The organism is Variovorax sp. CF079, assembly GCF_900101545.1.
In the GTDB taxonomy this organism is placed as follows: Bacteria; Pseudomonadota; Gammaproteobacteria; order Burkholderiales; family Burkholderiaceae_C; genus Variovorax.
Window position 1 is genome coordinate 33462 of the sequence record NZ_FMZU01000012.1, and the last position, 24659, is coordinate 58120.

23 protein-coding genes are annotated in these 24659 nt (G+C 64.5%); 15 read left to right on the plus strand and 8 right to left on the minus strand.

Annotated elements, in window-relative coordinates; all coding sequences use genetic code 11:
• Positions 1–2: 2 nt before the first annotated feature.
• Positions 3–1034 carry a LacI family DNA-binding transcriptional regulator gene (locus BLS74_RS17045; RefSeq protein ID WP_139191705.1) on the minus strand — a complete coding sequence of 344 codons (1032 nt, stop codon included), beginning with the start codon at positions 1032–1034 and terminating at the stop codon, positions 3–5.
• A 165-nt stretch (positions 1035–1199) separates the two neighbouring features.
• On the opposite strand from BLS74_RS17045, the gene BLS74_RS17050 reads away from it, so the two are divergent.
• The 9 genes from BLS74_RS17050 to BLS74_RS17085 all read left to right on the plus strand — a co-directional run bounded on the left by BLS74_RS17050 (position 1200) and on the right by BLS74_RS17085 (position 9101).
• On the plus strand, positions 1200–2540 hold the full coding sequence (locus BLS74_RS17050; protein WP_093108326.1) for an ABC transporter substrate-binding protein: 1341 nt from the start codon (positions 1200–1202) through the stop codon (positions 2538–2540).
• Between the two features lie 23 nt (positions 2541–2563).
• Positions 2564–3514: a carbohydrate ABC transporter permease gene (locus BLS74_RS17055; protein ID WP_093108492.1), complete on the plus strand. Its 951-nt coding sequence runs from the start codon at positions 2564–2566 to the stop codon at positions 3512–3514.
• On the plus strand, positions 3511–4458 hold the full coding sequence (locus BLS74_RS17060; protein ID WP_093108327.1) for a carbohydrate ABC transporter permease: 948 nt from the start codon (positions 3511–3513) through the stop codon (positions 4456–4458). Before BLS74_RS17055 ends, BLS74_RS17060 begins: the two co-directional genes overlap by 4 nt.
• Entirely contained in the window at positions 4455–4625 is a 171-nt protein-coding gene (locus BLS74_RS34415; RefSeq protein ID WP_170855626.1) for a hypothetical protein, read from the plus strand. Before BLS74_RS17060 ends, BLS74_RS34415 begins: the two co-directional genes overlap by 4 nt.
• A gap of 1 nt (position 4626) precedes the next feature.
• On the plus strand, positions 4627–5739 hold the full coding sequence (locus tag BLS74_RS17065; protein WP_093108328.1) for an ABC transporter ATP-binding protein: 1113 nt from the start codon (positions 4627–4629) through the stop codon (positions 5737–5739).
• Positions 5726–6757, plus strand: coding sequence for an ABC transporter ATP-binding protein (locus BLS74_RS17070; RefSeq protein WP_093108329.1), 1032 nt, complete (start codon positions 5726–5728; stop codon positions 6755–6757). The genes BLS74_RS17065 and BLS74_RS17070 overlap by 14 nt, the downstream gene beginning before the upstream one ends.
• On the plus strand, positions 6754–7386 hold the full coding sequence (dhaL, locus tag BLS74_RS17075; RefSeq protein WP_093108330.1) for a dihydroxyacetone kinase subunit DhaL: 633 nt from the start codon (positions 6754–6756) through the stop codon (positions 7384–7386). The genes BLS74_RS17070 and dhaL overlap by 4 nt, the downstream gene beginning before the upstream one ends.
• Complete coding sequence (gene dhaK, locus BLS74_RS17080) at positions 7383–8366, plus strand: dihydroxyacetone kinase subunit DhaK (protein ID WP_093108331.1); 984 nt, start codon at positions 7383–7385, stop codon at positions 8364–8366. Before dhaL ends, dhaK begins: the two co-directional genes overlap by 4 nt.
• Positions 8367–8456: 90 nt before the next feature.
• Positions 8457–9101, plus strand: coding sequence for an alpha/beta hydrolase family protein (locus BLS74_RS17085; RefSeq protein ID WP_348272431.1), 645 nt, complete (start codon positions 8457–8459; stop codon positions 9099–9101).
• A gap of 36 nt (positions 9102–9137) precedes the next feature.
• On the opposite strand, the gene BLS74_RS17090 is transcribed toward BLS74_RS17085, so the two are convergent.
• The 6 genes from BLS74_RS17090 to BLS74_RS17115 form a co-directional block, all read right to left on the minus strand.
• On the minus strand, positions 9138–10394 hold the full coding sequence (locus BLS74_RS17090; protein ID WP_093108333.1) for an NAD(P)/FAD-dependent oxidoreductase: 1257 nt from the start codon (positions 10392–10394) through the stop codon (positions 9138–9140).
• Positions 10395–10801: 407 nt separating this feature from the next.
• Positions 10802–11917 carry an enolase C-terminal domain-like protein gene (locus BLS74_RS17095; RefSeq protein WP_093108334.1) on the minus strand — a complete coding sequence of 372 codons (1116 nt, stop codon included), beginning with the start codon at positions 11915–11917 and terminating at the stop codon, positions 10802–10804.
• A gap of 68 nt (positions 11918–11985) precedes the next feature.
• Positions 11986–12816 (minus strand): transporter substrate-binding domain-containing protein, encoded by an 831-nt coding sequence (locus BLS74_RS17100; RefSeq protein ID WP_244503903.1) that lies wholly within the window; start codon positions 12814–12816, stop codon positions 11986–11988.
• Between the two features lie 63 nt (positions 12817–12879).
• Positions 12880–14385 carry an L-piperidine-6-carboxylate dehydrogenase gene (locus BLS74_RS17105; protein ID WP_244503904.1) on the minus strand — a complete coding sequence of 502 codons (1506 nt, stop codon included), beginning with the start codon at positions 14383–14385 and terminating at the stop codon, positions 12880–12882.
• Between the two features lie 54 nt (positions 14386–14439).
• Positions 14440–16191, minus strand: coding sequence for a thiamine pyrophosphate-binding protein (locus BLS74_RS17110; RefSeq protein WP_093108337.1), 1752 nt, complete (start codon positions 16189–16191; stop codon positions 14440–14442).
• Between the two features lie 72 nt (positions 16192–16263).
• Entirely contained in the window at positions 16264–17400 is a 1137-nt protein-coding gene (locus tag BLS74_RS17115; RefSeq protein WP_093108338.1) for a saccharopine dehydrogenase family protein, read from the minus strand.
• 442 nt (positions 17401–17842) lie between these two features.
• Between BLS74_RS17115 and BLS74_RS17120 the strand changes: the two genes are divergently transcribed.
• The 4 genes from BLS74_RS17120 to BLS74_RS17135 all read left to right on the plus strand — a co-directional run bounded on the left by BLS74_RS17120 (position 17843) and on the right by BLS74_RS17135 (position 20738).
• A complete protein-coding gene (locus BLS74_RS17120; protein ID WP_244503917.1) occupies positions 17843–18763 on the plus strand; it encodes a transporter substrate-binding domain-containing protein in 921 nt (306 codons plus the stop codon).
• Positions 18764–18869: 106 nt separating this feature from the next.
• Complete coding sequence (locus BLS74_RS17125) at positions 18870–19577, plus strand: amino acid ABC transporter permease (protein ID WP_244503918.1); 708 nt, start codon at positions 18870–18872, stop codon at positions 19575–19577.
• 1 nt (position 19578) lies between these two features.
• Positions 19579–20367 (plus strand): amino acid ABC transporter ATP-binding protein, encoded by a 789-nt coding sequence (locus BLS74_RS17130; RefSeq protein WP_093108340.1) that lies wholly within the window; start codon positions 19579–19581, stop codon positions 20365–20367.
• Positions 20364–20738 (plus strand): GFA family protein, encoded by a 375-nt coding sequence (locus BLS74_RS17135; protein WP_093108341.1) that lies wholly within the window; start codon positions 20364–20366, stop codon positions 20736–20738. Before BLS74_RS17130 ends, BLS74_RS17135 begins: the two co-directional genes overlap by 4 nt.
• Here the strand turns inward: BLS74_RS17135 and BLS74_RS17140 are convergent.
• Positions 20706–21653: a LysR family transcriptional regulator gene (locus tag BLS74_RS17140; protein WP_093108494.1), complete on the minus strand. Its 948-nt coding sequence runs from the start codon at positions 21651–21653 to the stop codon at positions 20706–20708. The two genes, BLS74_RS17135 and BLS74_RS17140, sit on opposite strands and share 33 nt — an antisense overlap.
• Positions 21654–21816: 163 nt before the next feature.
• On the opposite strand from BLS74_RS17140, the gene BLS74_RS17145 reads away from it, so the two are divergent.
• Together BLS74_RS17145 and BLS74_RS17150 are read left to right on the plus strand one after the other, a co-directional pair.
• Positions 21817–23205, plus strand: coding sequence for a 2-oxoadipate dioxygenase/decarboxylase HglS (locus tag BLS74_RS17145; protein ID WP_093108342.1), 1389 nt, complete (start codon positions 21817–21819; stop codon positions 23203–23205).
• A gap of 5 nt (positions 23206–23210) precedes the next feature.
• Positions 23211–24647 (plus strand): FAD-binding oxidoreductase, encoded by a 1437-nt coding sequence (locus BLS74_RS17150; RefSeq protein WP_093108343.1) that lies wholly within the window; start codon positions 23211–23213, stop codon positions 24645–24647.
• The last annotated feature ends 12 nt before the right edge of the window (positions 24648–24659 follow it).

Consider the following 24659-nt stretch of genomic DNA (forward strand, 5'->3'; position numbering starts at 1 on the left):
TGTCATGCGAGGTTCTCCGCAGTGAGGATGTCGACGCGCGGGTTGCTGACCGCCAGCGCGCCGCGCACGCCTTCGCACAGCGCGCGCAGCACGCGCGCCGCGGTGGTCACCACGTAATGCACGTCCTGGTGCAGCACGAAGCTCAACGCGCCCGAGATCAGCATCGCGCGGTGCATGTCGAGCAGGTCGTGCGCGATCACGCCGAGCGAGGCGTCGTAGCCGTGCTCGGCCAGCGCGCGGTGCACGCCGTGGCTGCCGGGGCCGACGTTGTAGACCGCGGTCAGGCGCCCGCCCGTGGCCTGGGGGGCCAGCGCCTCGCGCGCACGGCGGTAGGCCTCGTCTTCCGATTCCGGCATGTCGTCCACGCGCAGCAGCCGCGCGCCCGCGAAGCGCTCTTCCAGCACCTGCGCGAAGCCGATGCCGCGATCGATCTCCGCCGCATAGCGCGTGGCCGGCGACAGCAGCGCGCAGTGACCCTGGCCGGCCGGCGCCTCGCGCCCGAGCAGCAGGCCCGCGGTGCGGCCGGCGGCGCGGTTGTCGGCGCCGATGAAGGTCTCGCGCATCGAGCCCGCGACGTCGGAGAACAGGGTGACCACGTGCACGCCGGCGCGCACCAGTTCGTTGACGGCCAGTTTCACCGCCGGCGTGTCGGGCGCCAGCAGGGCCACGCCGTCCATGTCCGAGAGGCGCGCGAGCTCCTCGGCGAAGGCCGCCGCATCGTGGGCCGGCAGGCGGCGCGTGACTTCGGTGATGTGCTGGTGGCGGAAGTCGCCTGCCGCCTGCGCGATCACGCGATCCACCAGGTCGAAGAAGCCGCGCCGGGTCGAAGGCAGCACGAAGGCGAAGCGATAGCTCTCGGTCGAGCGCGGCCGGCCGCGCATCGGCACGGCGCCGCCCAGTTCCTTCATCGCGTCGCGCACGCGCTGCACGGTGACCGGGTTGACGCCGGGGCGGCTGTTCAGCACGCGGTCGACGGTGGCGGTGCTGACGCCGGCCGCCTCGGCGATCTGGGTGATGGTGACGGAAGTGGCCAAGTGCGGAAAGCGCCTCAATAAATCAATCAGGAGTGTCGCCGATGTCGATCGCCGGGTTTCACCGGACTATCCCGATCCGTCTGAGGTCTTAGGGTTTGCGTTGATTGATTTATTTACTGCAATCTTTATTCTTCAATCGTCCCATGACCAACAGGAGATGAAGCAATGAAGTGGTTGACGAACAAGCGATCGACTTTCGGCACGGCGCTCCTCGCGGCGCTGACGCTGGCCTCCGGTGCCGCGCAGGCCCAGACCAAGCAGCTCACGCTGTGCTGGGCGGCCTGGGATCCGGCCAACGCGCTGGTGGAGCTGTCGAAGGACTTCACCGCCCAGACCGGCGTGCAGATGAAGTACGAGTTCGTGCCCTGGCCGAATTTCGCGCAGCGCATGCTCAACGAGCTCAACTCCAAGGGCAAGCTGTGCGATCTTTTGATTGGCGACAGCCAGTGGATCGGCTCGGCCGCGACCGAGGGCCACTACATCAAGCTCAACGAGTTCTTCGACAAGAACGGCATCAAGATGAGCGACTTCATGCCCGCCACCGTCGAGGGCTACTCGACCTGGCCCAAGGGCACGAAGAACTACTGGGCGCTGCCCGCGATGGGTGATGCCGTGGCCTTCACCTACCGCAAGGACTGGTTCGCCCGGCCCGAGCTGCAGGCGGAGTTCAAGACCAAGTACAACCGCGAGCTCGCGCCGCCCAAGACCTGGGACGAGTTCAAGCAGATCGGCCAGTTCTTCCAGAACCGCACGATCGACGGCAAGAAGGTCTACGGCGCGGCGCTCTACACCGAGCGCGGCTCCGAGGGCATCACGATGGGCGTGACGAACACCCTGTACGCCTACGGCATGCAGTACGACAACCCAAAGAAGCCGTACGACATGAAAGGCTTCATCAACGGCCCCGAGGCCGTGGCCGGCCTCAAGTTCTACAAGGAGCTGTTCGACTGCTGCACGCCGCCCGGGCATTCCAACGCCTACATGACCGAGGACCTCGACTCCTACAAGTCGGGCCAGGTCGCGATGCAGATGAACTTCATCGCCTTCTTCCCCGGCATCGCGAAGGACCCGAACGTGGGCGGCGAGAAGACCGGCTTCTTCACCATGCCCAAGGCCAAGGTCGCCGCGGCGCAGCTCGGCGGCCAGGGCATCTCGGTCGTCAAGTACTCCGACAAGAAGGAGCTCGCACTCGACTACATCAAGTGGTTCGCGCAGCCCTCGGTGCAGCAGAAATGGTGGGACGCGGGCGGCTTCTCGTGCCACAACGCGGTGCTCGGCAAGCCGGGCTTCGAGAAGAGCACCTCGTACGCGCCGGTGTTCCTCGACTCGATGAAGATCGTGCGTGACTTCTGGCAGGAGCCGAGCTACGCGCAACTGCTGCTGGCGATGCAGAAGCGCACGCACGACTACGTGGTGGCCGGCAAGGGCACGCCGCAGGAAGCGCTCGACGGTCTGCTCAAGGACTGGACCGAGGTCTTCAAGGAAGACGGGAAGATCAAGCCTTGAAGCGTGAGACGGCGGAGCCGACCATGAGCGCCCTCCCGTTGGCCACCACCGTTCGCGCCGAGCCGGGCATCGCCGTTCGCGGCAGGGTGCCCGGCCAAGGCCTCTCCGACCGCGCGCTGGCATGGCTTTTCGTCGGCCCGACGATCCTGCTGCTGCTGGCCTTCAACATCTTCCCGCTCATCTGGACGATCTGGCTGTCCTTCACCAACTTCCGCGCCAACCGGCCGGGCGCCGAGGTGCTGTGGGTCGGCATCGGCAACTACTCGCGGGTGCTCAACGACGAGTCGATCTGGGAGAACATGCGCGCCACCGCGCACTTCCTCACCTGCTCGATCACGCTGCAGCTGCTGCTCGGCTTCGGCCTGGCGCTGATGCTGAACCGGCGCTTTCGCACGCACAGCTTCTGGAGCACCGCGATCCTGCTGCCGATGATGCTGGCGCCGGCGGTGGTCGGCACCTTCTGGAAGTATTTCTTCGAGCCGCAGTACGGCATCTTCAACTACATCGTCAACTTCTTCGGCGGGCCCGGCACCTTCACCATGCTCGGCGATACGAAGCTCTCGCCCTGGGCCATCGTGCTGGTCGACACCTGGATGTGGACGCCCTACGTGATGCTGCTGCTGCTGGCCGGCCTGCGCTCGATCCCGCCCTATCTCTACGAGGCCGCGGAGATCGACCGCGCGAGCGAGTGGACCAAGTTCTGGCGCATCACGCTGCCGATGGTGATGCCCTTCATCATCCTCGCGGTGCTGTTCCGCGTGATCGAGAACTTCAAGATGTTCGACCTCGTGGACCAGCTCACCAACGGCGGCCCGGGCTCGGTGACCGAGCTGGCGTCGATCAAGCTCAAGCGCGAGGCCTTCGAGAAATGGCGCACCGGCTACAGCTCGGCGCTGGCCATCATCCTCTTCGTGGCCATCTACGGGCTCTCGCTCGTGACGGTGCGATTCCTCGATCGGGTGAAGCAACGATGAAGAACGCCGTCCACAGCCCGCTCGACCCGACGCCGCGCGCGAAGGCTTTCGCCGGCATCGTCGTGATCGGCTACGCGCTGATCTCGCTAATCCCGCTGGTGTGGATCCTCCTCACCAGCTTCCGCACGCCGCAGGATGCGATCGCCTATCCGCCGCAGGTCATCACGCAGCCTTCGCTGATCGGCTACGTCAACCTCTTCACCACCCGCTCGCGCGTGGGCGCACAGGAACTGGCCGCGCTGCCGCCGCCCGCCACCTGGTACGAAGGCCTGGTGCGCGAGCAGCAGATGATCCTGGCCGGGCCCTCGCGCTTCTCGGACCGCTATCTCAACTCGGTGCTGATCGGTTTCGGCTCGACGCTGCTGTCGGTGGTGCTGGGCACGCTCGCGGCCTATGCCTTCTCGCGCTTTCGCGTGCCGGGCAAGGACGATCTGCTGTTCTTCATCTTGTCGACGCGGATGATGCCGCCGATCGCGGTGGCGATCCCGATCTACCTGATGTACCGCGCGGTCGGCCTGTCGGACACGCACCTCGGGCTGATCCTGCTCTACACGGTGGTTAATCTCTCGCTCTCGGTCTGGCTGCTCAAGGGCTTCATGGACGAGATCCCGCGCGAGTACGAGGAGGCCGCCATGGTCGACGGCTACACGCGCTTCCAGGCCTTCATCAAGGTGGTGCTGCCGCAGGCCGCCACCGGCATCGCGACCACCGCGATCTTCTGCCTGATCTTCGCGTGGAACGAGTACGCCTTCGCGCTGCTGCTCACCAGCGGCACGGCGCAAACCTCGCCGCCCTTCATCCCGACCATCATCGGCGAGGGCGGCCTCGACTGGCCGGCCATGGCCGCGGGCACCACGCTGTTCCTGCTGCCGGTGCTGGTGTTCACCGTGCTGCTGCGCAAGCACCTGTTGCGCGGCATCACCTTCGGAGCGATTCGGAAATGAAGAAGAACTGGTTGTCCCGCGCGCGCTGGGAGCCCGCCAGCATCGCCCTCATCGGGCTCGGCCTCGCGATGCTGATGCAGCCCTGGTCGCTCGAGATCTACAGTTGGTCCTTCGCCGTTCTGCTGGCCGGGGTCGCGGGCTATACGGTCGCCGGAAAGCTGCACTGACATGGCCGAGATCCGCATCGAAAAGCTGCACAAGCGCTTCAGCGATTTCGTCGCCGTGCGCGACTCCACACTGACGCTGGAAGACGGCAAGTTCGTCGTGCTGCTCGGCCCCTCGGGCTGCGGCAAGACGACCACGCTGCGCATGCTGGCCGGCCTCGAGTTCCCGACCTCCGGCTCGATCACGCTCGCGGGCCAGGACGTGACCTACCTGCGCCCGCGCGAACGCGACATCGCGATGGTGTTCCAGCTCTTCGCGCTCTACCCGCACCTGGGCGTGCGCGGCAACCTCGAGTTCCCGCTGCGCAACGAAGGCTTGAAGCGCGCCGAGATCGATCGGCGCGTGGCCGATGTCGCGGCCATCCTGCGCATCGAGCACCTGCTCGGCGCGCGCGTGGGCGGGCTTTCGGGCGGCGACCGGCAGCGCGTCGCGCTGGGCCGCGCGATCGTGCGGCAGCCCCAGGCCTTCCTGATGGACGAGCCGCTGGGCACACTCGACGCCGAGTTCCGCGAGCTGATGTGCGTAGAGCTGCGCAAGCTGCACGAGCGCCTGCGCACCACCACCGTGTTCGTCACGCACGACCAGAACGAGGCGATGGCGCTGGCCGACCACATCGTCGTGATGAACCAGGGCGAGATCCTGCAGGCCGACGAGCCGGGCGGCATCTACAACTTTCCGAGCTGCATGTTCGTCGCGCGCTTCATCGGCCGGCCGCCGATGAACTTCGTGCCGATCTCGGGCGCGGTGCGCGCGGGCGATGACGCGGTCTCGCTGGCCGGCTTGCCGGTGACGGTGCCGCGCATCGAGCAAGGCGCCGGCGCAGCGGTCCTCGGCGTACGGCCCGAGCACGTGCAGGTCGCTGCACCGGGCGAAGGGCTCGCGGCCGAGGTGCGGCATGTCGAGTACTTCGGCTCGCACTGGATCGCCGAGCTCGCCACCGCGGCCGGCACACTGAAGGCGCTGATCGACAAGTCGCAACGGCCGGCATTGGGCGACCGTGTCGCCATCGGCTTCAACACCGCGCGCATCGTGCTCTTCGACGCCGGCACCGAGCAGTTGCTTGCCAGCGCGACCACGCGCCACCACCGGGAGGCCTTGCGCCATGGCCAGCATTGAACTTAGCGGCGTGAGCCGCGCCTTCGGCGAGGTCAAGGCGGTGACGGAGCTGAGCCTCCACGTCGCCGACGGCGAATTCCTCGTGCTGCTGGGCCCGAGCGGCGCCGGCAAGACCACCACGCTGCGCCTCATCGCCGGCCTGGAGCGTCCCGATGCCGGGCGCATCCGCATGGACGGCCACGACATCACGGACAGCCTGCCCGCGAGCCGCGACTGCGCCTTCGTGTTCCAGCAGTACTCGCTTTACCCGCATCTCACCGTCTTCGACAACCTCGCCTTCCCCTTGCGCTCGCCGCTGCGGCGCAGCGAGCCGGCCGAGGTCAAGCGCCGGGTGGAGGAAGTGGCGGCCATGCTGCACATCGAGGCCAAGCTCACGCGCCGCGCCACCGAGCTCTCGGGCGGCGAGATGCAGCGCGTGGCCATCGGCCGCGCGCTGGTGCGCCGGCCGCGCGTGTTCCTGATGGACGAGCCGCTCTCCTCGCTCGATGCGCAACTGCGCGAGGAATTGCGCGTCGAGCTCCGGCGCCTGCAGCGCAGCACCGGCGCCACCGTGATCTACGTGACGCACGACCACGTGGAGGCCACCACCATGGCCGACCGCATCGGCATCCTCGAACGCGGCGTGCTGCAGCAGGTGGGCACACCGCTCGCGGTCTACGGCGACCCGCACACGCTGCCGGTGGCGCAGCGCCTCGGCTCGCCGGCCATCAACGTGCTGCCGGCGCAATGGTTCGACGGCCGCTCGCCGGCCGGCACCGCGCACGTTGCGATCCGCCCCGAGGACGTGCTGCTCTCGCCGGAGGGCGAGGCGGCCGGCTTCCAGATCATCGAGTGCTCACTGGTCAAGCACCAGCTGGTGGCCGAGCGGCAGGGCGTGGAGGTGCATGCGCGCGTGATGCTCGACGCGCCGCTCGCGCCGGGTTCCGAGGCGCGCTTCGGCTTTCCCGCCGAGCGCTGTCTTTTCTTCGATGCGGCCGGATGCCGCATCGCCGCACCCCGAATCCAGGAAGTCCCATGAAAACGGTACACATCATCGACGCGCTGGAAGCCGTGCAGGCGGCGATCCTCGCCAACGAGAGCCAGATCGAATCGCTGGACCGCGCGATCGGCGACGGCGACCACTTCATCAACGTGCGCCGCGGCTGCGATGTGCTGATGGCGATGCGCGACGAGCTGGCGCCGCTCGCGCCCGGTGCGGCCTTCGGCAAGATCGGCCTGAAGCTGCTGTCGACCATCGGCGGCGCCTCGGGTCCGCTGATATCGAGCTTCTTCATCGCGATGGGCAAGACCCTCGCCGGCATCGACGAGCCCGACCGCCGGCAGTTCGCCGCCGCTTTCGCGGATGGCGTCGAGGCCATCAAGAGCCGCGGCAAGGCCGACCTCGGCGAGAAGACCATGCTCGACGTGCTGATCCCGGTCTCGCGCCTGCTGCAACGCCTCGCCGAAGAAAACACGCCGCTGCCGCAGGTGTGCGAGCAGCTCACGGCCGAGGCCCACCGCAACATGCTCGCCACGCGCGACATGACCGCCACCAAGGGCCGCGCCTCCTTCCTCGGCGAACGCGCGCTCGGCCACATCGACCCGGGCTCGAAGACCTGCGAAGTCGCCATTACCGCGGTGTGCGACACATGGAAGGAAATCGCATGAAGAAGTTCGTCAACGACGTGGACGCGATGCTGCGCGAGGCGCTGGCCGGCATGGTGGAGGCGCATCCGCAGCTGCTGCGCGTCGAGTTCGAGCCCACCTTCGTCGCCCGGCGCGAGCGCGCGGCGAACAAGGTGGCGCTGATCTCCGGCGGCGGCTCGGGCCACGAGCCGCTGCACGCCGGCTTCGTCGGCCGCGGCATGCTCGATGCGGCCTGCCCGGGCCAGGTGTTCACCAGCCCCACGCCCGACCAGATGCTGGCCGCCGCGGCCGCCACCGAAACCGGCCAGGGTGTGCTCTTCATCGTCAAGAACTATGCCGGCGACGGCATGAACTTCCAGATGGCGAGCGAGATGCTCGAAACCGAGAACGCGACCGTGCTGGTCAACGACGACGTGGCGGTGGAGAACTCAACCCACACGACCGGCCGCCGCGGCGTGGCCGGCACGCTGGTCGTCGAGAAGATGGTCGGGGCGCTGTCCGAGCAGGGCGCGACGCTGGCTGAGTGCAAGGCGCTGGGCGACCGCGTGAACGCGGCCACCGCATCGATGGGCGTGGCCTTCACGAGTTGCACGGTGCCGGCGGCCGGGCGGCCCACTTTCGACATCGGGCCCGACGAGATCGAGATCGGCGTCGGCATCCATGGCGAGCCCGGGCGGCGGCGCGCCGCCCACATGCCGGCCGACGAGATCGTGCGCACGCTGATGGATGCGATCCTCGGCGACCTGAAGGCCCAGGCTGGGCGCCAGGTGCTGCTGCACGTCAACGGCTTCGGCGGCACACCCTTGATGGAGCTCTACCTGCTGCACCATGCGGCGAACCGGCGCCTCGAGGCCGAGGGACTCAAGCCGGTCCGATCGCTGGTCGGCAACTACACGACTTCGCTCGACATGGCGGGCGCCTCACTGACCGTGAGCTTGCTCGATGACGAACTGGTGTCGCTGTGGGATGCGCCGGTGCACACGGCGGCGCTGCGCTGGTAGGGGCGGTGCGCTGCATACTTGGGGTTCAACTCCCTCCCACTCTGCATGACGCCTGAAACGCAGAAGATCTCCATTCCCGTCGACGGCAGCGTGAGCGTCTCCGCGCTCGTGCAGGCGCCGGCTGATCCGACTGCCTGCTATGTGTTCGCTCACGGCGCGGGTGCGGGCATGGCGCATCCGTTCATGGGCGCGGTATCGGACGGCTTGGCCGCACGAAGGATCGCGACCTTGCGCTACCAGTTTCCGTACATGGAGCTTGGCAGCAAACGTCCTGATTCACCTCGCGTTGCCCATGCCGCGGTTCGGGCCGCTGCCGCGCGGGCCTCCGAGATGTTCGGCGCGCTTCCCCTCTTCGCGGGCGGCAAGTCGTTCGGCGGCCGGATGACGTCGCAGGCGCAGGCGCTGGCGCCGCTGCCCGGCGTGGCCGGCCTCGTCTTCCTGGGTTTTCCGCTGCATCCGGCAGGGGTGCCTTCGACCGACCGCGCGGCGCACCTGTTCGACGTGCAGTTGCCCATGCTGTTCATTCAAGGCACGGAGGACAAGCTCGCCGAGCTCTGCAGGATTCGCTCGGTGGTCGAGGAACTGGGAGACCGCGGGTCGCTGATGGAGGTCGCTTATGCGGACCACTCTTTTCACGTGCCCCGGCGCTCCGGCCGCGACGACGGCGAGGTGATGGAAGAAGTGATCGACGGCATGGCGATCTGGATGCAGGCTTGGCACCTGGCAATGCCATAGAGACCGGGCGTGCGAGCGCCAGGCCCACGCTTGTCCTCAGTGAATGAAACGAGAAGGCCGGAATGGCGCCGGGTCGAAGGCGCAAGCTTCGCCGACCATCATGGACGCCAGCAAGGAGGCAGTGCCGGGGCCGGTGCTGAAGCCGATGTGCTGATGACCGAACGCGAGCCACAGGCCGGGATGTCGAGGGCATTCACCGATCATCGGCCGACTGTCCGGAAGCGTGGGTCTGCTTCCGAGCCAAGGGTCTGTTTCGAGCCGTCCGTCCAAGGGAAAAGCTTCCCGTGCCGATCGTTCTGCGAGTTCGAGCTGGCTCAGGTTTTTCGGCGCATCGCGCGCGGTGAGTTGCACACCGGTGGACAAGCGCAAGCCTTGCTCCATGGGTGAAAGCACATACCCGCCGCCGGTGTCGTAGATCGGGCGACTGAGCGTGGCGCCGCCGGCGGCGCCATAGTGCATGTGATAGCCACGCTCGAACGCCATCGGCACCGATATGCCGAGCGACTTCCTGGCAAATTCCTTGGTCCATGGTCCCAGGGCGAGCACGACCCGAGAGACCTCATGGGCTCTGCCGTCCTCCTCGACGATCTGCCACGCGTCATTTGCAGCCGCCCGGCGAAGTCCGCCGACGAGGGCCTGCTTGATCCGTCCTCCTCGTGAGACGAAAAGCTTCGCGTACGCTTCCACCACTCGGCCGGGACTGTCGACAGAGGACGTGTCCTTGATCCAGAGCGCACGGGGAAAAAGATGCTTCAGATCAGGCTCGAGGTCCGAAAGCTCTTGCGCATCGAGCGCCTGTGTCGAGATGCTGAACTTGTCGAAGGTGTCGCGAGACAGCCGGCTGCCGTCGAAGCCCTGTTCGCTTCGATAGAGAAAAAGCCAGCCATTGGCGCGCAATCGGTGTGCGGCTCCCGCCTCGGCGAGCAAGCGTTGGTGCTCCTTGGTCGAGAGCTGGATCAATGCGTCGAGCGCGGCGGTGGTCTCATTGAAGACGCTCGAGCGCGCGCTGGAAAGAAAGCCCAGCGCCCAAGGCAGGTTCCTTGCCAGGAACAGTGGGTCGTAGCGGAACTGCGCCGAATTGTTCTTCAACAGCTTTGGAAGAGATGCCCACAGCCCGGGATTGTTGAAGGGCATCAGCGAGCTGCGTGCGATGACGCCGGCGTTTCCGTACGAGGTCTCGCGACCTGGCGCCACGCGATCGAAGATCGTCACGTCATGGCCCCGCCGTTGCAGCTCGAGCGCGCACGACACGCCAACGATGCCGGCGCCCAGAATGGCAACGGTGTTTTTCATCGGGTGAACAGATCCATCCGAGTTTGCATGCCGGCGGCGCAGGGCGCAGTCGGATCAATCGACCGTGATGGCCTGCGCCAGCGGCAGTTGCGAGACGGGGTCGTGCAATTCCCCAGAAGGCTGGAGCGGGAGCGCCGCTGGCAGGGACTGCTGACCAGCATCAACGAGCTGCATGCGATGGCGCCGACATTGCATCGTGACGTTTCCCGGACCGATTCCATGCGCTCCAGCAGGGTGATGGTGGCGCGCCGACGCTGGAGTTCGAGAGCGCAGGGAAAGCCCCCCAGATCGACGCCCACGAGCAGAACGCTATTGTCCATAGATGCTGCCCAATGGCTGGATGCCCACACTCGGCCGGTCCATGGCGCCGGATGGCGCGGTCTCGCTGCGTGCGCTGATATCCACATTTACGCGGCGAGCGCGATGCGTTGCTTTTCTACGATCTTCCAATCGATCTCGACGCCGATTCCCGGGCCGCTCGGCACATGCACGTGCCCTGCTTCGGCCGGTGTCATCTGCACAAGAATGTCCTCCTGGAAGACATACTTGGGCATGTAGAACTCGCAGCCCAAAGACACGTTGGAGCTCGCGGCAATGAAATGAGAAGCCGCAGCGAGCGCGACGCCGCCCTCCCATAGCGTGCCGCCGTAGCATGGAAGACCTGCAGCTTCGGCCACCGCATTCACCTTCATGGCCTTGCCAATTCCGCCGGCTTTCATGAGCTTGATGCTGATGATGTCGGCGGCGCGCTCCACGATAGTGCGAAGCGCCTCGGCCGGCGAGAATACGCTTTCGTCGGCCATGACAGGCGTGTCCAATGCCGCCGCGATCTGCGTCATCGCCGCGATGGCATCTCGCGGCACCGGTTGCTCGATAAAAGTGGGCTTAAACTGTTCGACATCGCGCAGCTGCTGAAGCGCGTTGTAGGGCTGAAGACCCTGGTTGTAGTCGATCCGGAGATCGAATTCGAAGCCAAGATGTTCTCTAAGTAGCGAGAGCCTGCGCATGTCTTCGGCATGCGATGCGAATCCAGTCTTTATCTTGAAAATGTGATGTCCATCGGACAGCATCTGTTTTGCCAGCTCGATGTCGTCGTCGATGTCTGGATTGGCGATGGAGAAGGAAAAGGGAATCTTGTCCCTTACCTTGCCGCCGATCAACGCGTACAGGGGCAAGCTTGCCGCCTTGCCGCAAATGTCGAACAGCGCCATTTCCACGGCCGCCTTCGCTTCTGGGCTACCGACCAGCGCGCGGTCGCACTCCATCATGCGCAGTGGGATATCGCGTGGATCTTTGCCCAAGAGCACGGGCCGCAAGTACTGCGCGATCCCATGGAACAGGTTCTCGTTGGTTCCCGAAAAGACCTCCCATGCCTGCCCTTCGCCGATGCCATCGATGCCTTGGTCGGTTCGAACACGGACCACCACGCGTTTGATGGAGGCGGCAATGCTTCCGACACCTTGCGAACGCTTCATCTTGATGGGCGATTCGAGCAGGTGTACCTCAATGTTTTGGATTTTCATGATGTGTAATCGTGATCTTTAAAGGTCAAACGCGGTCCGTTTTCTGCTGAGACCATGGGCCCCGACGGTCAGACCTTGATCTGGGGCGGAATCTTGTCTTCGCTGACGCCCCCGACAGATTTGAGGTTCGAGATGAAGATCTTGCGAATGTTGCCGCTTGCGCGTTCGGCGGCAAGCCAACCATTGACATGTTTGAGCCACCTCGAGTCGGCCTCCTTGCGAACGCCGCCATTAGAGGTCGCATTTTCTTCGGGCGTCAGTATGACCACTTGACCCACCGCGGGATTCTTGCTGGCCAGGCTCAGGGCCAACGGCAAGACAAGGATCTGAGCGTCAGCGCGACCGACCTGCAACGCGAGCGTCGCATCAACCGCGCTTTCCAGGCGCGTGATGTTCGCGCTCTTGAGTAGCCGCGTGACGAGGGTGTCATGCGAAGAGCCCTTGTCCACCACGATCCTGATGTTGGGCTGATCGAGATCTGCCCAGGATTTGGGCGTGAAGCCTTTTCTACACACCGCGGTGAATGCGATATTGAGGATCGGATCTGTGAAGTCGATCGCCGCCAAGCGTGCGGGCGTCGGATTCAGGCCGAAAAAGATATCGATCTTCTGCGACTGCAGTTCGAGCACGGAGTTGCCCCAGCTGGTCGGTGTGATGTCGAGCTTTGCATCCATGCTTTTCGCCAGACCGCGGTAAAGGTCGGCCATGCAGCCGAGCCACTCACCGCTCACGAGATCCTTCTTGTAGTACGGGAGTCCGCCATCCACGGCGCCGACGCGCATGACCTTGGTGCGCGTCACGCGCTCCCAAGTCGATTCGTTCGCTTGCGGGAACGCCGCCGTCCACGGAGCGGCGGAGGCCACCAACATCGAACCAGCAACAAAATTGCGACGTTTCATGATCGACTCCATTTCGGATGCGTTGAGGAAAGGGAAGGAAGAGGGGTGCAGCGCCGGTTGAGCTCAGAAGAAGCTGATGCCCTGGGCCAAAGGCAGTTCGGTCGAGTAATTGATGGTGTTGGTGGTGCGACGCATGTACTGCTTCCAGGAATCGGAGCCACTTTCACGATCGCCGCCGGTTTCCTTCTCCCCACCGAAGGCGCCGCCGATCTCGGCGCCATTCGGCCCGATGTTGATGTTGGCCATCCCGCAGTCCGAGCCGGCTGCGGAGATGAAGGTCTCGACCTCGCGCATGTCGTTCGAGAAGATGCAGGATGACAGGCCCTGCGGCACATCATTGTGCACTTCGATCGCGTTGTCGAAGTCGTCGTAGGTCAGCACATAGAGCAGGGGGGCGAAGGTCTCGTGACGCACGATGGCAGTTTGCTCAGGCATCTCGACGATGGCTGGATGCACGTAGAACCCCTTCGGAAACTCCTGCTCGAGCGCGCGCTCTCCGCCGATCAACACCTTGCCGCCTTGCTCCTTGGCGGCCGCGATCGACTTCTGCAGCGCGTTGTAGGCGTCTTCGTCGATCAGCGGGCCGACCAAGGTGCCGGATGTCAGGGGATTTCCGATCCGCAGTGTCGAATAGGCCTTCAACAGCTTCTGGAGGAGCGCGTCCTTGACGGAGCGATGAACGATCAGGCGGCGCAGCGACGTGCAGCGCTGCCCCGCGGTGCCGACAGCGCCGAACAGGATGGCACGCAGCGCCATGTCAAGGTCTGCCGCCGGCGTGACGACCATGGCGTTGTTGCCGCCGAGTTCAAGGATGCGCTTGCCGAACCGGCTGGCGACCTTGGGGCCGACGGCGCGACCCATCCGCGTGGATCCGGTCGCCGAAATGAGCGGAATCGATGGGCTTTCGACCAGGGCTTCGGCCAGTGGCGCCTTTCCGATCACGATCTGGGCCAGTCCTTCAGGCGCCTTGTTGCCGAAGCGGGCGATGGCGCGCTCGAGCGCCTTGAATGTGGCGAGCCCCGACAGCGGTGCCTTTTCCGACGGCTTGAAGATCACCGGATCGCCGCACACCAGGGCGAGCGCCGCATTCCACGCAAACACCGCGCTCGGAAAGTTGAACGCGGTGATGACCGCGACCGGGCCCAGCGGATGGTATTGCTCCATGATCCGATGGCCAGGACGCTCGGACACGATGGTCTTGCCGCAAAGCTGCCGCGATTGGCCCAGCGCGAACTCGCAGATGTCGACGCCTTCCTGAACCTCGCCCTGGCCTTCTTCGATGATCTTTCCGACCTCGATCGAGACGATGTAGCCGATGTCTTTCTTCGCCTGGCGCAACTCCTCGCCCCACAGGCGCACCAGTTCGCCGCGCACGGGGGCCGGCACGGTGCGCCACTTGAGAAAGGCGGCCTTGGACCTGGAGATGATCCCGTTCATTTGCGACGCAGGCGTTTCGTGCAGGCGGGCCAGCTCGGCGCCGTCAACGGGAGAGCGCACGGCAAGCGAGCCGCTTTGGTATTCGCCCGGCTCGATGCCGCAGCGCTGGAAGACGGACAGCAGTTCACTCATGTTGTTTCCTCGACTCATCGGCAACTGGGCGTGCGGCTGCGCGCGCCCACGGGTTTACAGGTAGGCGACGTCTTCGGGCTGCAGCGCCAGGGGGTCGAGCCCCTTCTTGGTGAGCCAGGAATAGACCGGCGGCACTCGATCGGCGAGCGATTCGACGCGGATGTCCATGAGGCAAGGGCCGTCGTATTCGAAAGCTTCGTCCAGCGCCGCGATCAACTCGTCCGGCGTCGTGACGGTCCAGGCCTTGATGTCGAAGGCCTCTGCAATGGCTTGGCCGCGCGGCGGCAGGAAGTCGACGCCGAAGCACTCGTCGTGACCCTTCAGGCGATGAAGCCCCTTGATCCAGCCGAAGCAGCCATTGTTGAACAGCATCATCAGCGCGGGGACCTTCTTGCGCACCAGCGTCTCGAGTTCGCCTACGGTCATGTTGAAAGACCCGTCGCCGAACATGCCGATCGGCCGTCGGTTCTTGTCCGCGTACCAGGCGCCGACCACCGCCGGGATGGCCGAACCCAAGCCACCGAATGCGCGGGGAATCACGAAACGAGTGCGACGATCGCCGATCCGCAGGAAGCGGGTCATGTAGGGGGTCGGCGTGCCGGCGTCCGAAAGAATGTGGACGGCCTTGCCGTACTTCTCCAGGCGCTTGTTGAACTCGCGAACGACGCGCTCGGGCCGCAGCGGCACGTCGTCCAGGGACAGCACCGACTCGGCATGCTCCCAAAAATTCGAACGGTACTCGTTGAGGTGGTCGACCCACTTCTGGTGCTTCGACGTGTCGAAGTCCACGGGAGTCTCTTTCAACATCTGCTGCAGAACGAGCTGCGCATCGCCGGCGATCGACAGCAGGTTCTCGTAGTTGTTCGCGAGACGCTCGGGATTGATGTCGATCTGCACCACGCGCTTGTTCAGCGTCGATTTCGGGAAGGTCCACCCCACCGTGACCACGGAGCCCATCCGCGAGCCGACGAAGATCACCAGGTCGGACTCTTCCAGGGCGCGGTTGGCGTGGGGGTGGAAGCCGTTGTCGCCGATGACGCCGATGGCCAGGACATGGTCGTCCGGCAAGGAGCCCTGCCCGGTGATCGTGTTGACGACCGGAACGTTGAGCCTGGCCGCGATGTCGGTGAGAGCGCTTCCGGCGCACGAACGGTTCACGCCACCGCCTGCAACGAACAGCGGCTTGCGCGCCGCCTTGAGCAGGCCGAAAAGTTCGTCCAGCTTTCCAGGAGCCGGCGCCATCGGAAATGCGGGGAAGGTCTTGCACTCGGGCTCGGCGTGCAGCGAGATCGTGTTCGGGTCGATCTCGGCGAGGAGCATGTCCTCCGGGATCTGCAGGTGCACTGCGCCGGGGGTTCCGGAGCAGGCGACCCGGAACGCGCGCCGGATGATCTCGGGGAGCTTGTCCGCCGACTTGATCTGCACCGACATCTTCGTCACCGGCTCGAACAGCTTCGCGCAATCGAGTTCGGTGATCATGCCGCGGCCTTCGCCCGGCAGCGGGAGGTCGATCGTCAGGAGAATGACAGGCACCGAGGAGGCGTTCGACTCGGCAACCGGAGGAATCGAGTACATCGCGCCGGCTCCCGACGGACACTCGAAGATGCCCGGCTTGTCGGTCAGGCGCGCGTATGCGTCGGCCATGTACCCGGCGGAGCGCTCGTCGCGCGCCATCACGTGTTCGATATCGCCCGTGCGGCGCTGGAGCGCTTCATAGAAGGGAACGTTCGTGTCCCCGGGGACGCCGAAGAGAACGTCGACGCCGTAGTTGATCAACATTTGCACGAGCACATCTGCACCACGCATGGGAAGCTCCACTTTTGGATTGCGAAAGAGGGCAGCGGTGCCGACCCGATGCCGGCACCGCCGAAGAACTGATCAGGCGTGCGCGGGTTCGCCTGTGGCCGCGCTGGCGGCGGACGAGACACCGAGGCCCTTGTAGTAGTGACCGACCTTGGTCGCGAGGAACTGTTCGAGCGGGGCCTGCTCCTGGCCGACGAAGCCGCGCGCCGGAAGCTTCCCCTGCTGCAGCAACTCGAACACGCCGACAACGCCAGCGGCGGTGGTGAGTTCGATGGCTGTGCGGTCCTTTCCGCGCAGCGGAGCACCAAACACACGTCCGACGCGCGTCTCCTGTTCGAAGCGGCCGTCGCGCAGGCCGGACGCCGAGGCAAACAGGATCACGACGTCTTCACGGCTGTGCGGGACGGCGTGCTCGAGCACCTGGCGCAGCAGGTCGCGGCGCTCGATCAGGCGCAGGTCGTGCAGGAGGAAGTCCATCGCGGCGCGGTGCCCCGGATAGCGGATGGTCTTGTAGTCGAGGTTTCTGACCTTCCCCTTCAGGGTCTCGCACAGGGTACCCAGGCCGCCCGACGTGTTGAAGGCTTCGAACGCTTCTGCGTCGAGCGTGAAGGTCTCGTGTCCCTCCATCGGTTGCACCGATACGAGCTGGCCGTTGACGATGGCATCGCACGGGTTGCAGTACTCGTTGATGACGCCGTCGATGCTCCACGTGAAGTTGTACCGCAGGCTGTTCGTTGCGTTGCGCGTCAGGGCGCCGACGCGCAGACGCAGGTCGTAGAGCTCGTCGAAGCGGCCGGCCAGGTAGCCTCCGAGCATGCCGATCACGCCGGGCGCCAGGCCGCTCTGCGGCATGAGGACCGAAGTCGCGTCCTTCGAGATCTCTCGGATGGCCTTCGTCGCAGCCACGTCCTCGGTGAGGTCGAAGTAGTGGACGCCGCGCCTTGCAGCCTCGGTGGCCACGCGCTGCGCGAGGTAGAAGGGCAGGCAGTTGATCACGACCGAATGGGCCGAGAGCGCCGCGCCCAGATCCTTCGCGCTCTCAACGTCGAGCGCGATTCGGCGCACCAACGTGTCGCTCTCAACACCGCGACCCGGCTTCACATCGGCGAGCGTGACTGGCAAGCGGTGGTACTCCGCGATCATGTCCGCCACCGTGCTGCCGACCTTGCCAGCACCCAGAACCAGAACGTTGTCGATCTGCAGCTTCGTCATTTCATTCCCCAGTGAGCATGTGTGCCCGTTGAATGAAAATGTAGAAGCGAGTCTTGACAGATGGTAGAGAGCAGATCGTCGAAAGAGCCAGCCGCTTCGTCAAACTGACGAGGGTGTTCGTCGAGTTGCCAGCGCGCGAGGTTGAGCGTGTGTGAGCACGCAGCGCACTCGCGTTTTTCCCGATTGGCTGGATGCGTCGCGGTTGAGATCCTCGTGCCGCTTGCAACTGGTGCACCACGCGCCTCAAGTTGTCCATCGCAGACGCATTCCGAACGCAAGATCGCCGAGGCTGATGAGCTTTAGGTCTGAAGTCGGCCTGCGCACCCGTTGCGGCAGTCAGCGGCTAAGAAACCGCGGAAAGGCGAGATAGCATACGTTTCGCCGAGAACGCTGTCGGTATGACGATAGATTTTCGTCGTATTGACGATGTGCCACGTTGTTTGTGACAGCACTGACTTCTAGACTTCATCCCGAGCTGGAAAGCGTTCTTTCCTTTTTTTCAATGGCGAGCTTCTTGCTTGGAGATACCGTGTTTACCAAACGAAACCTCTTCCGCGCTCTCGTGGCCGTGGCTACCGTCTGCGCTTTCGGTTCGGCTTCCGCGCAAGAGCCTGAAAGCTCGTTGGCAAGGGTGCAACGAACCAAGGTCCTGCGCGTCGGTGCGGTTGCCGGCGCCGTTCCGTATTTCGCCAAGGACATCAGCAGTGGCAAGTGGGAAGGCTTCGGACCGGACTTCGCGGAAAGCCTTGCACAAAAGCTCGGGGCCAAGGTCGAGTACGTCGAGACCACCTGGGGCAACGCCGTGCTCGACCTGCAATCCAACAAGATCGATGCCATGTTCGGCATGGCGCCGACGCCGGCCCGCAAGGAAGTTGTGAACTTCTCCGAGACGCTCTTCGACAACACCTACACCGTGGTTTGCAAGAAGGGCAGTCCGCAGAAGACCTGGGAGCAGCTGAACACGCCCGAGACGAAGATCGTCGTGGACGTCGGCTCGAGTCATGACCAACTGGCGACGCGCGTGCTGCCCAAGGCTGAGGTCACGCGCCTGGAAAACTCGGGCGCCGCCACGATGTCCCTGCAAGCGGGACGCTCTGATTGCCAGATTCTCGTGATCTTGCTGGCGCAGCCGTTGCTCGCGAAGCGCGGCTCCATCGGTACCATGTACATCCCGCAGCCCGTCTACACCGCGCCGGTGAGCATCGGCCTGCGCAAGGAGTCGGATCCGGGCATGCAGAAGGCGGTCAACGCCTGGTTGTCCGAAGTTCGCGGCAAGGGCGAAGTCCGCGGCGTGATCCTCAAGAACATGGAGAAGCTCGCAGGCGTTCCCGCAAGCGCATTCCCGCCTGAAATCAAGTTCTGAGGAGACTCTCATGGATTACGCGGACACCTCGAACGAGCCGAAGAGCCGTTCTCAACTTGGCATAGCGCTCCTGGTGCTTTTCGCCCTTGCTGGCATCTGGGCGGCCATGAAGCACTTCTCCGGCGGTGGTCCGGTCCCCGGGGCAGCAGGGTATGACTGGGACTTCGCCGTGTTGTGGAAGTACCGGGGCTTGTTGCTCAGCGGCCTGATGTACACGCTGATCTTCACGGTGGTCTGCGTCATCCTGGGGCTGTTGGTTGGCTTGGTGACCGGCCTGGGCCGGCTCTCCAGCAGTCCCTTGCTGACCGCGCCACTGCGCGCTTACATCGAGGTGTTCCGCTGCACGCCCGTGCTCGTTCAGCTTGTCTGGTTCTACTACGCCTTGCCTGTTCTGACCGGCATCGAGATGTCGGCCATGGTGGCCGCCACGCTCTGCCTGACGCTCTATGGCGGCGCCTTCTACTCGGAGATCGTTCGCGGGGGGATCATCTCGATCGACGCCGGACAAACGGAGGCAGCGAAGGCGCTCGGCATGACGCGCCTGCAACTGCTGCGACGCGTCATCCTTCCTCAGGCGTTCAAGAAGATGGTCCCGCCGCTGATGAACCAATCCATCATGCAGCTGAAGAACACTTCGCTGCTCTCCGTACTGGCCGTCCCCGACCTGCTGTATCAAGGTCAGGTGATCGCACACGACACCTACCGTCCTCTGGAGATCTACACCTTCATCGCGATCACGTACTTCGCGGTTCTGCTGCCCATCACGATCTGGGCCAAACGCATGGAATTCGGCGCTGGCCCGAAGGAGGTGTGAAGTGTCCCGTCCCCTGATCGAAATCTCCAACCTGAAAAAGGCCTTTGGACAGAACGTGGTCCTGAAGGACATCACGCTCACGATCGAGCGCGGCCAAGTCGTCGCGATGATCGGGCCGTCCGGGTCCGGCAAGTCGACGCTTCTGCGCTGCATCAATCTCCTGTCGGTCCCGAACGGTGGTCGCATCACGGTGGGTGAGCAGACGATCGAGTTCAACGGTGCGCACACGACGCTGCCCAACGAGCGAAAGCTCGCGCGGTTCAGGGCGTCTACGGGGATGGTGTTCCAGCACTTCAATCTCTTTCCGCACATGACGGCCCTCCAGAACGTCATGGAAGGCCCGGTCACCGTCCTCAAGACGCCAAAGGCGCAAGCCGAGTCCGAGGCGCGCGCGCTGCTGGCCAAGGTGGGTTTGCTGGACCGAGCGGACTACTACCCGGACAAGCTTTCCGGCGGACAGAAGCAGCGCGTCGCGATCGCGCGAGCACTCGCCATGAAGCCAACGGTCATGCTGTTCGATGAAGCCACTTCGGCCTTGGATCCGGAACTGGTCGGGGAAGTCTTGAACGTCATCAAGGCCCTGGCCAAAGAAGGCATGACGATGATCCTGGTGACGCACGAGATTGGCTTCGCGCGAGAGGTCGCCGATCAGGTGATCTTCATGCGCGACGGCGTTGTCGCGGAATGCGGCCCGCCGAGCGTTGTGATCGACAACCCGCGGCAGGAATCGACGCGCGCCTTTCTCGGGCGATTCAAGGCGTCGGAGTCTGCCAACGCTGCGTTGGCATGAGCGTGGAGGCGCGACTGTCCTGGCACCCTGGACAATGCCACTGCGGTGCGGTCCGCTTCTGTTTTTCTTCGGATCTCACCAAGGGTGTGCGCTGCAACTGCAGCTATTGCGTGCGCAAGGCTGCACTGCATCACCGGGTCACGGCGGAGCGCTTCGTTCTGAAGTCGGGAGCAGACGAGCTGTCCGTGTATCGCTTTGGCACGCTACGCGCCAATCATTACTTCTGTCGGCACTGTGGCATCCACACGCACTGCAACCCGCGCTCGGCGCCTGAACAGGTGAACGTGAACCTGAATTGCGTCGACGAGGTCGCGACAGCGGGCCGCGCCATCGAGGTTTCAGCGTACGACGGCCGCAGCTGGCTCGCGTGATTTCGTCTGGCCGCGCGGCCGCGCCGCGGCGGCCTCGCCAACGAGCCAGTCCCGAAATGCCAGCACAAGGCGATTTTCTGCGCCGGTCTCTGGAACGACGACGTAGTAGGCCCGCTGGGTGATCAGCGCCTCACGGAACAGGACGATCAATCGATCCGATGCGAGCTCTTCCTCGACGAGAAACTTGGGTACCAGCGCCACCCCGAGTCCATTCGCCGCGGCCTGCGCGAGCATTGCGAATTGCTCGAAGCGCGGGCCGCGCATGGCATGCGGCGCCGCGATCTTGACCTGCTCGAACCATTCCGCCCACTGCATGGGCCGCGACGATTGGTGAAGGAGGCACTGACCCGCAAGATCCTCGCGGGTGTGAATGCCGCTGCGGCGCTTGAACTCAGGACTGCAAACAGGGACGACGCTTTCGCCGAGAAGGTAATCGCAGGAGGCGCCCGGCCAGAAGTCGACGCCGAAGTGGATGGCCGCGTCGAAGGGCTCGCGCGCAAAGTCGAAGGGTTCCGTTCTTGACGCGAAATTGACCGTGACGCCAGGCTGCAGCGCAGCGAAGCGCCTCATCCGGGGAATGAGCCATCGTGTCCCGAACGTCGGCAGCACGGCCAGATTGAGAACCTCGCCGATGCCGCCCATGGTCATCACGCGCTGGGTGGCGTTCGACATTGTCTCCAGGCCTGCGCGCAGCTCCGCCGCATAGACGCGGCCCGCATCCGTCAGCACGATGCGCTGACGCACGCGATGAAAGAGTGCTGTGCCGAGCTGATCCTCCAGCTGCTTGATCTGGCGCGAGATCGCACTTTGCGTGAGATGGAGTTCCTGTGCTGCGCGCGAAACGCTTGCATGGCGTGCAGCGCTTTCGAACGCCATGAGCTGCGCCATGGAGGGAAGAAATTCTCGTCTGAACATGATGATCAATGCGCAATAGGTTGAAGGGCTGCCCTATATACGGCGTGCGCGCCTGCTGAGCGAGTTGATTCCATTTTGACATGAAATCGTTCCAACATATCGCTATCAATCGCTCGCCCTTTTGACGATAGTTACCCCTCCGAATTCTTCACAGGAACCGCCCATGAAGACGAACGCGTTTGTGGAACCCGACGACATCCGTACATTGTTTTCGCGGGCACTGTCCGGCATGTACAAGACCGAGGTGCCTCAGTACGGTGCCCTGCTCGATCTCGTCGCCGATATCAATGCCGAGGTGCTGCAAGAGAGCAAAGAGCTCGCCGACCGCCTGCGTGTGGCCGGCCAGCTCGATCGCCTGGACGTGGAGCGTCACGGCGCGATTCGTCTCGGGACCGTCGAGGAGCTCGCGGTCATGCGCCGCTTGTTCGCCGTCATGGGCATGCGAGCGGTCGGCTACTACGACCTTTCGGTGGCCGGCGTTCCGGTGCACGCGACAGCCTTCCGTCCCGTCGAAGATTCTTCGCTCAAGCGAAACCCTTTCCGGGTGTTCACGTCGCTCTTGCGTCTGGACTTGATCGGCGACGCCGCACTGCGCGAGCGTGCCGCGAAGATCCTCGTCGGGCGCAGCATCTTCACGCCGCGCTGCCTCGAGCTCATTGACCGCGCGGAGCGCGATGGCGGCCTGTCCGGCCGGGACACGCAAGAGTTCGTCGCGCAGGCGCTCGAGACCTTTCGCTGGCACAGCGAGGCGACCGTCGACATCGAGACTTATCGGCAGCTGAGAGCGTCGCATCCGCTCATCGCCGATGTGGTGTGTTTCAAGGGGCCGCATATCAACCATCTGACCCCCCGCGTGCTCGACATCGACCAGGCGCAGGCGGCGATGCTGGAGAAGGGCATCCGTGCGAAAGACGCGATCGAAGGTCCGCCGAAGCGCAAGTGCCCGATCCTGTTGCGCCAAACGAGCTTTCTCGCCCTGGAAGAGCCGATCCGCTTCCAGGGAGCCGAAGGCGCTGACGGCACTCACACGGCCCGGTTCGGCGAGATCGAACAGCGCGGTTGCGCGCTCACGCCCAAAGGGCGTGCGCTCTACGACGATCTATTGAAAGCTTCTTTGGAGGCCGGGCGCGATGCAGGGTCGAGGGCATCGGCTCTGGCGCGAGTCTTCGAAGCCTTCCCGGATGATGCACGGGCGCTGCAGCGGGCGGGACTTGCATATTTCCGTTATTCGGTCGACCGACGCAACCTGGTCCGTTCGAGGCCGGTATCGGCGAACGCGAGCGTCGACGAGCTTCTGGACCAGAGCCTGGTGCGTGCGGAGCCGCTTGTGTATGAAGACTTCCTCCCTGTCAGCGCCGCAGGCATCTTCCGCTCGAACCTGGGATCGGAAGGAGCCGCGCGCTACGTCGCCGGCGGCAACCGGGAAGCTTTTGAAACCGCGTTGGGCACGAGCGTCATGAACGAGTTCGCCTTGTACGAGGCCGCGCAAGCAGCCTCACTCGAAGAGTGCAGGCGCGAACTGGCCAACGTACCGGTCATGGCGTCGAACTGAACGCCATGAACTCGGAAACCCATCATTCTTCCGTTGCGGCGCAAGCACCGGACCATGGCCTCATCGACAGGCTGGCCAGCCGATTGGGTGTGCAGGGACTTCTGACGGACGCGGGCGACAAGGCGCCATTTGAGGCCTCCGCTCGACACGGGCGGGGCATCGCGCGTGCCGTGGTGCGGCCGGCAAGCGCCGAAGAGCTGGCATGGGTGGTCCAGGAACTCGTCGGCGCAGATGCGTCCTTCGTTGTCCAGGGCGCTGCCACGGGCCTCGTCGGAGCGGCCACGCCGAGCGGCAGCGGCACGCAATGGGTGCTGTCCACACAGCGCTTGCGAGACAGATTGGAGATCGACCCGGTCAATCGAAGCGCGGTCGTGGCTGCCGGGTACCGGCTGTCGGACGTCAACCGCGCCGCCGCCGAGCATGGTCTGACCTTTCCAATCGATCTCGGTGCGGATCCGTCCATTGGCGGGATGGCGGCCACCAACACTGGAGGTTCGAGACTGATCCGCTATGGCGGTGTTCGCGAGAACGTGCTGGCCATTGCTGGGGTTCTCGCGAATCCGCCGGGCGCACGTGTCGGATCGACGCGCGGATTACGCAAGAACAATACCGGTCTCGATTGGACCCAGCTGATGACGGGCACCTTCGGTGCCTTCGGCGTCGTGACTCATGCCACGCTGAAGCTCCATCCTGTTCAGCGGCAAACCGCCGCTGCGCTCGTTGCGGTCGATTCCGCGGAAGTGGCTATGGAGCTTCTTTGCTCTTTCGAGGATGCGCTCGGCGAGTTCGTGAGCGCGTTCGAAGGTATGTCCGGCAGCGCGTTGACTGCAGCCGTCGAGCATCTTCCGGGCGTGTCTGCCCCTTTCCCGGTCGCGCCGCCGTATGCCGTCCTGCTGGAGGTGTCGAGCGCGGTATCGAAGGCCTCCGGGCTCGACCTGGAGTCGATTCTTATGGGCTGGCTCGAGACGCAGATCGAGCGCCCAGGGATGCTGGACGCCGTGGTGGACAAGCCAGAACGTCTTTGGCGGATCCGCCATGCCATCAGCGAATCGGTGCAGGCGCTCGGGAAGCTCGTCGCCTTCGACGTGTCCGTCAGTCGCTCGCGCTTTGCCGCATTTCGCGCGCGTTCCGTGGAGCTGATCGCCGCCGAAGTTGCGTCCGCCCTTGTGTGCGACTTCGGTCACTTGGGCGACGGCGGGGTGCATCTCAACATCGTCGTTGCTCCGGAGACCAGCGCCGATGCCATTGTTCGGCTGCGCTCGAAGCTGTACCAAGTTGTCGTCGAGGAGTTCGACGGAAGCTTCAGCGCCGAGCATGGAGTCGGCCCCTACAACCAGGCTTTCTACCGGTGCTTCACCGATCAGCCGACGCGCGCGCTGGCTGGCGCACTTCATGCCCAGCTCGACCCCCAGGGCCGACTCGGGAACGTTCGGCTCGATTGAAGGAAGCAAATG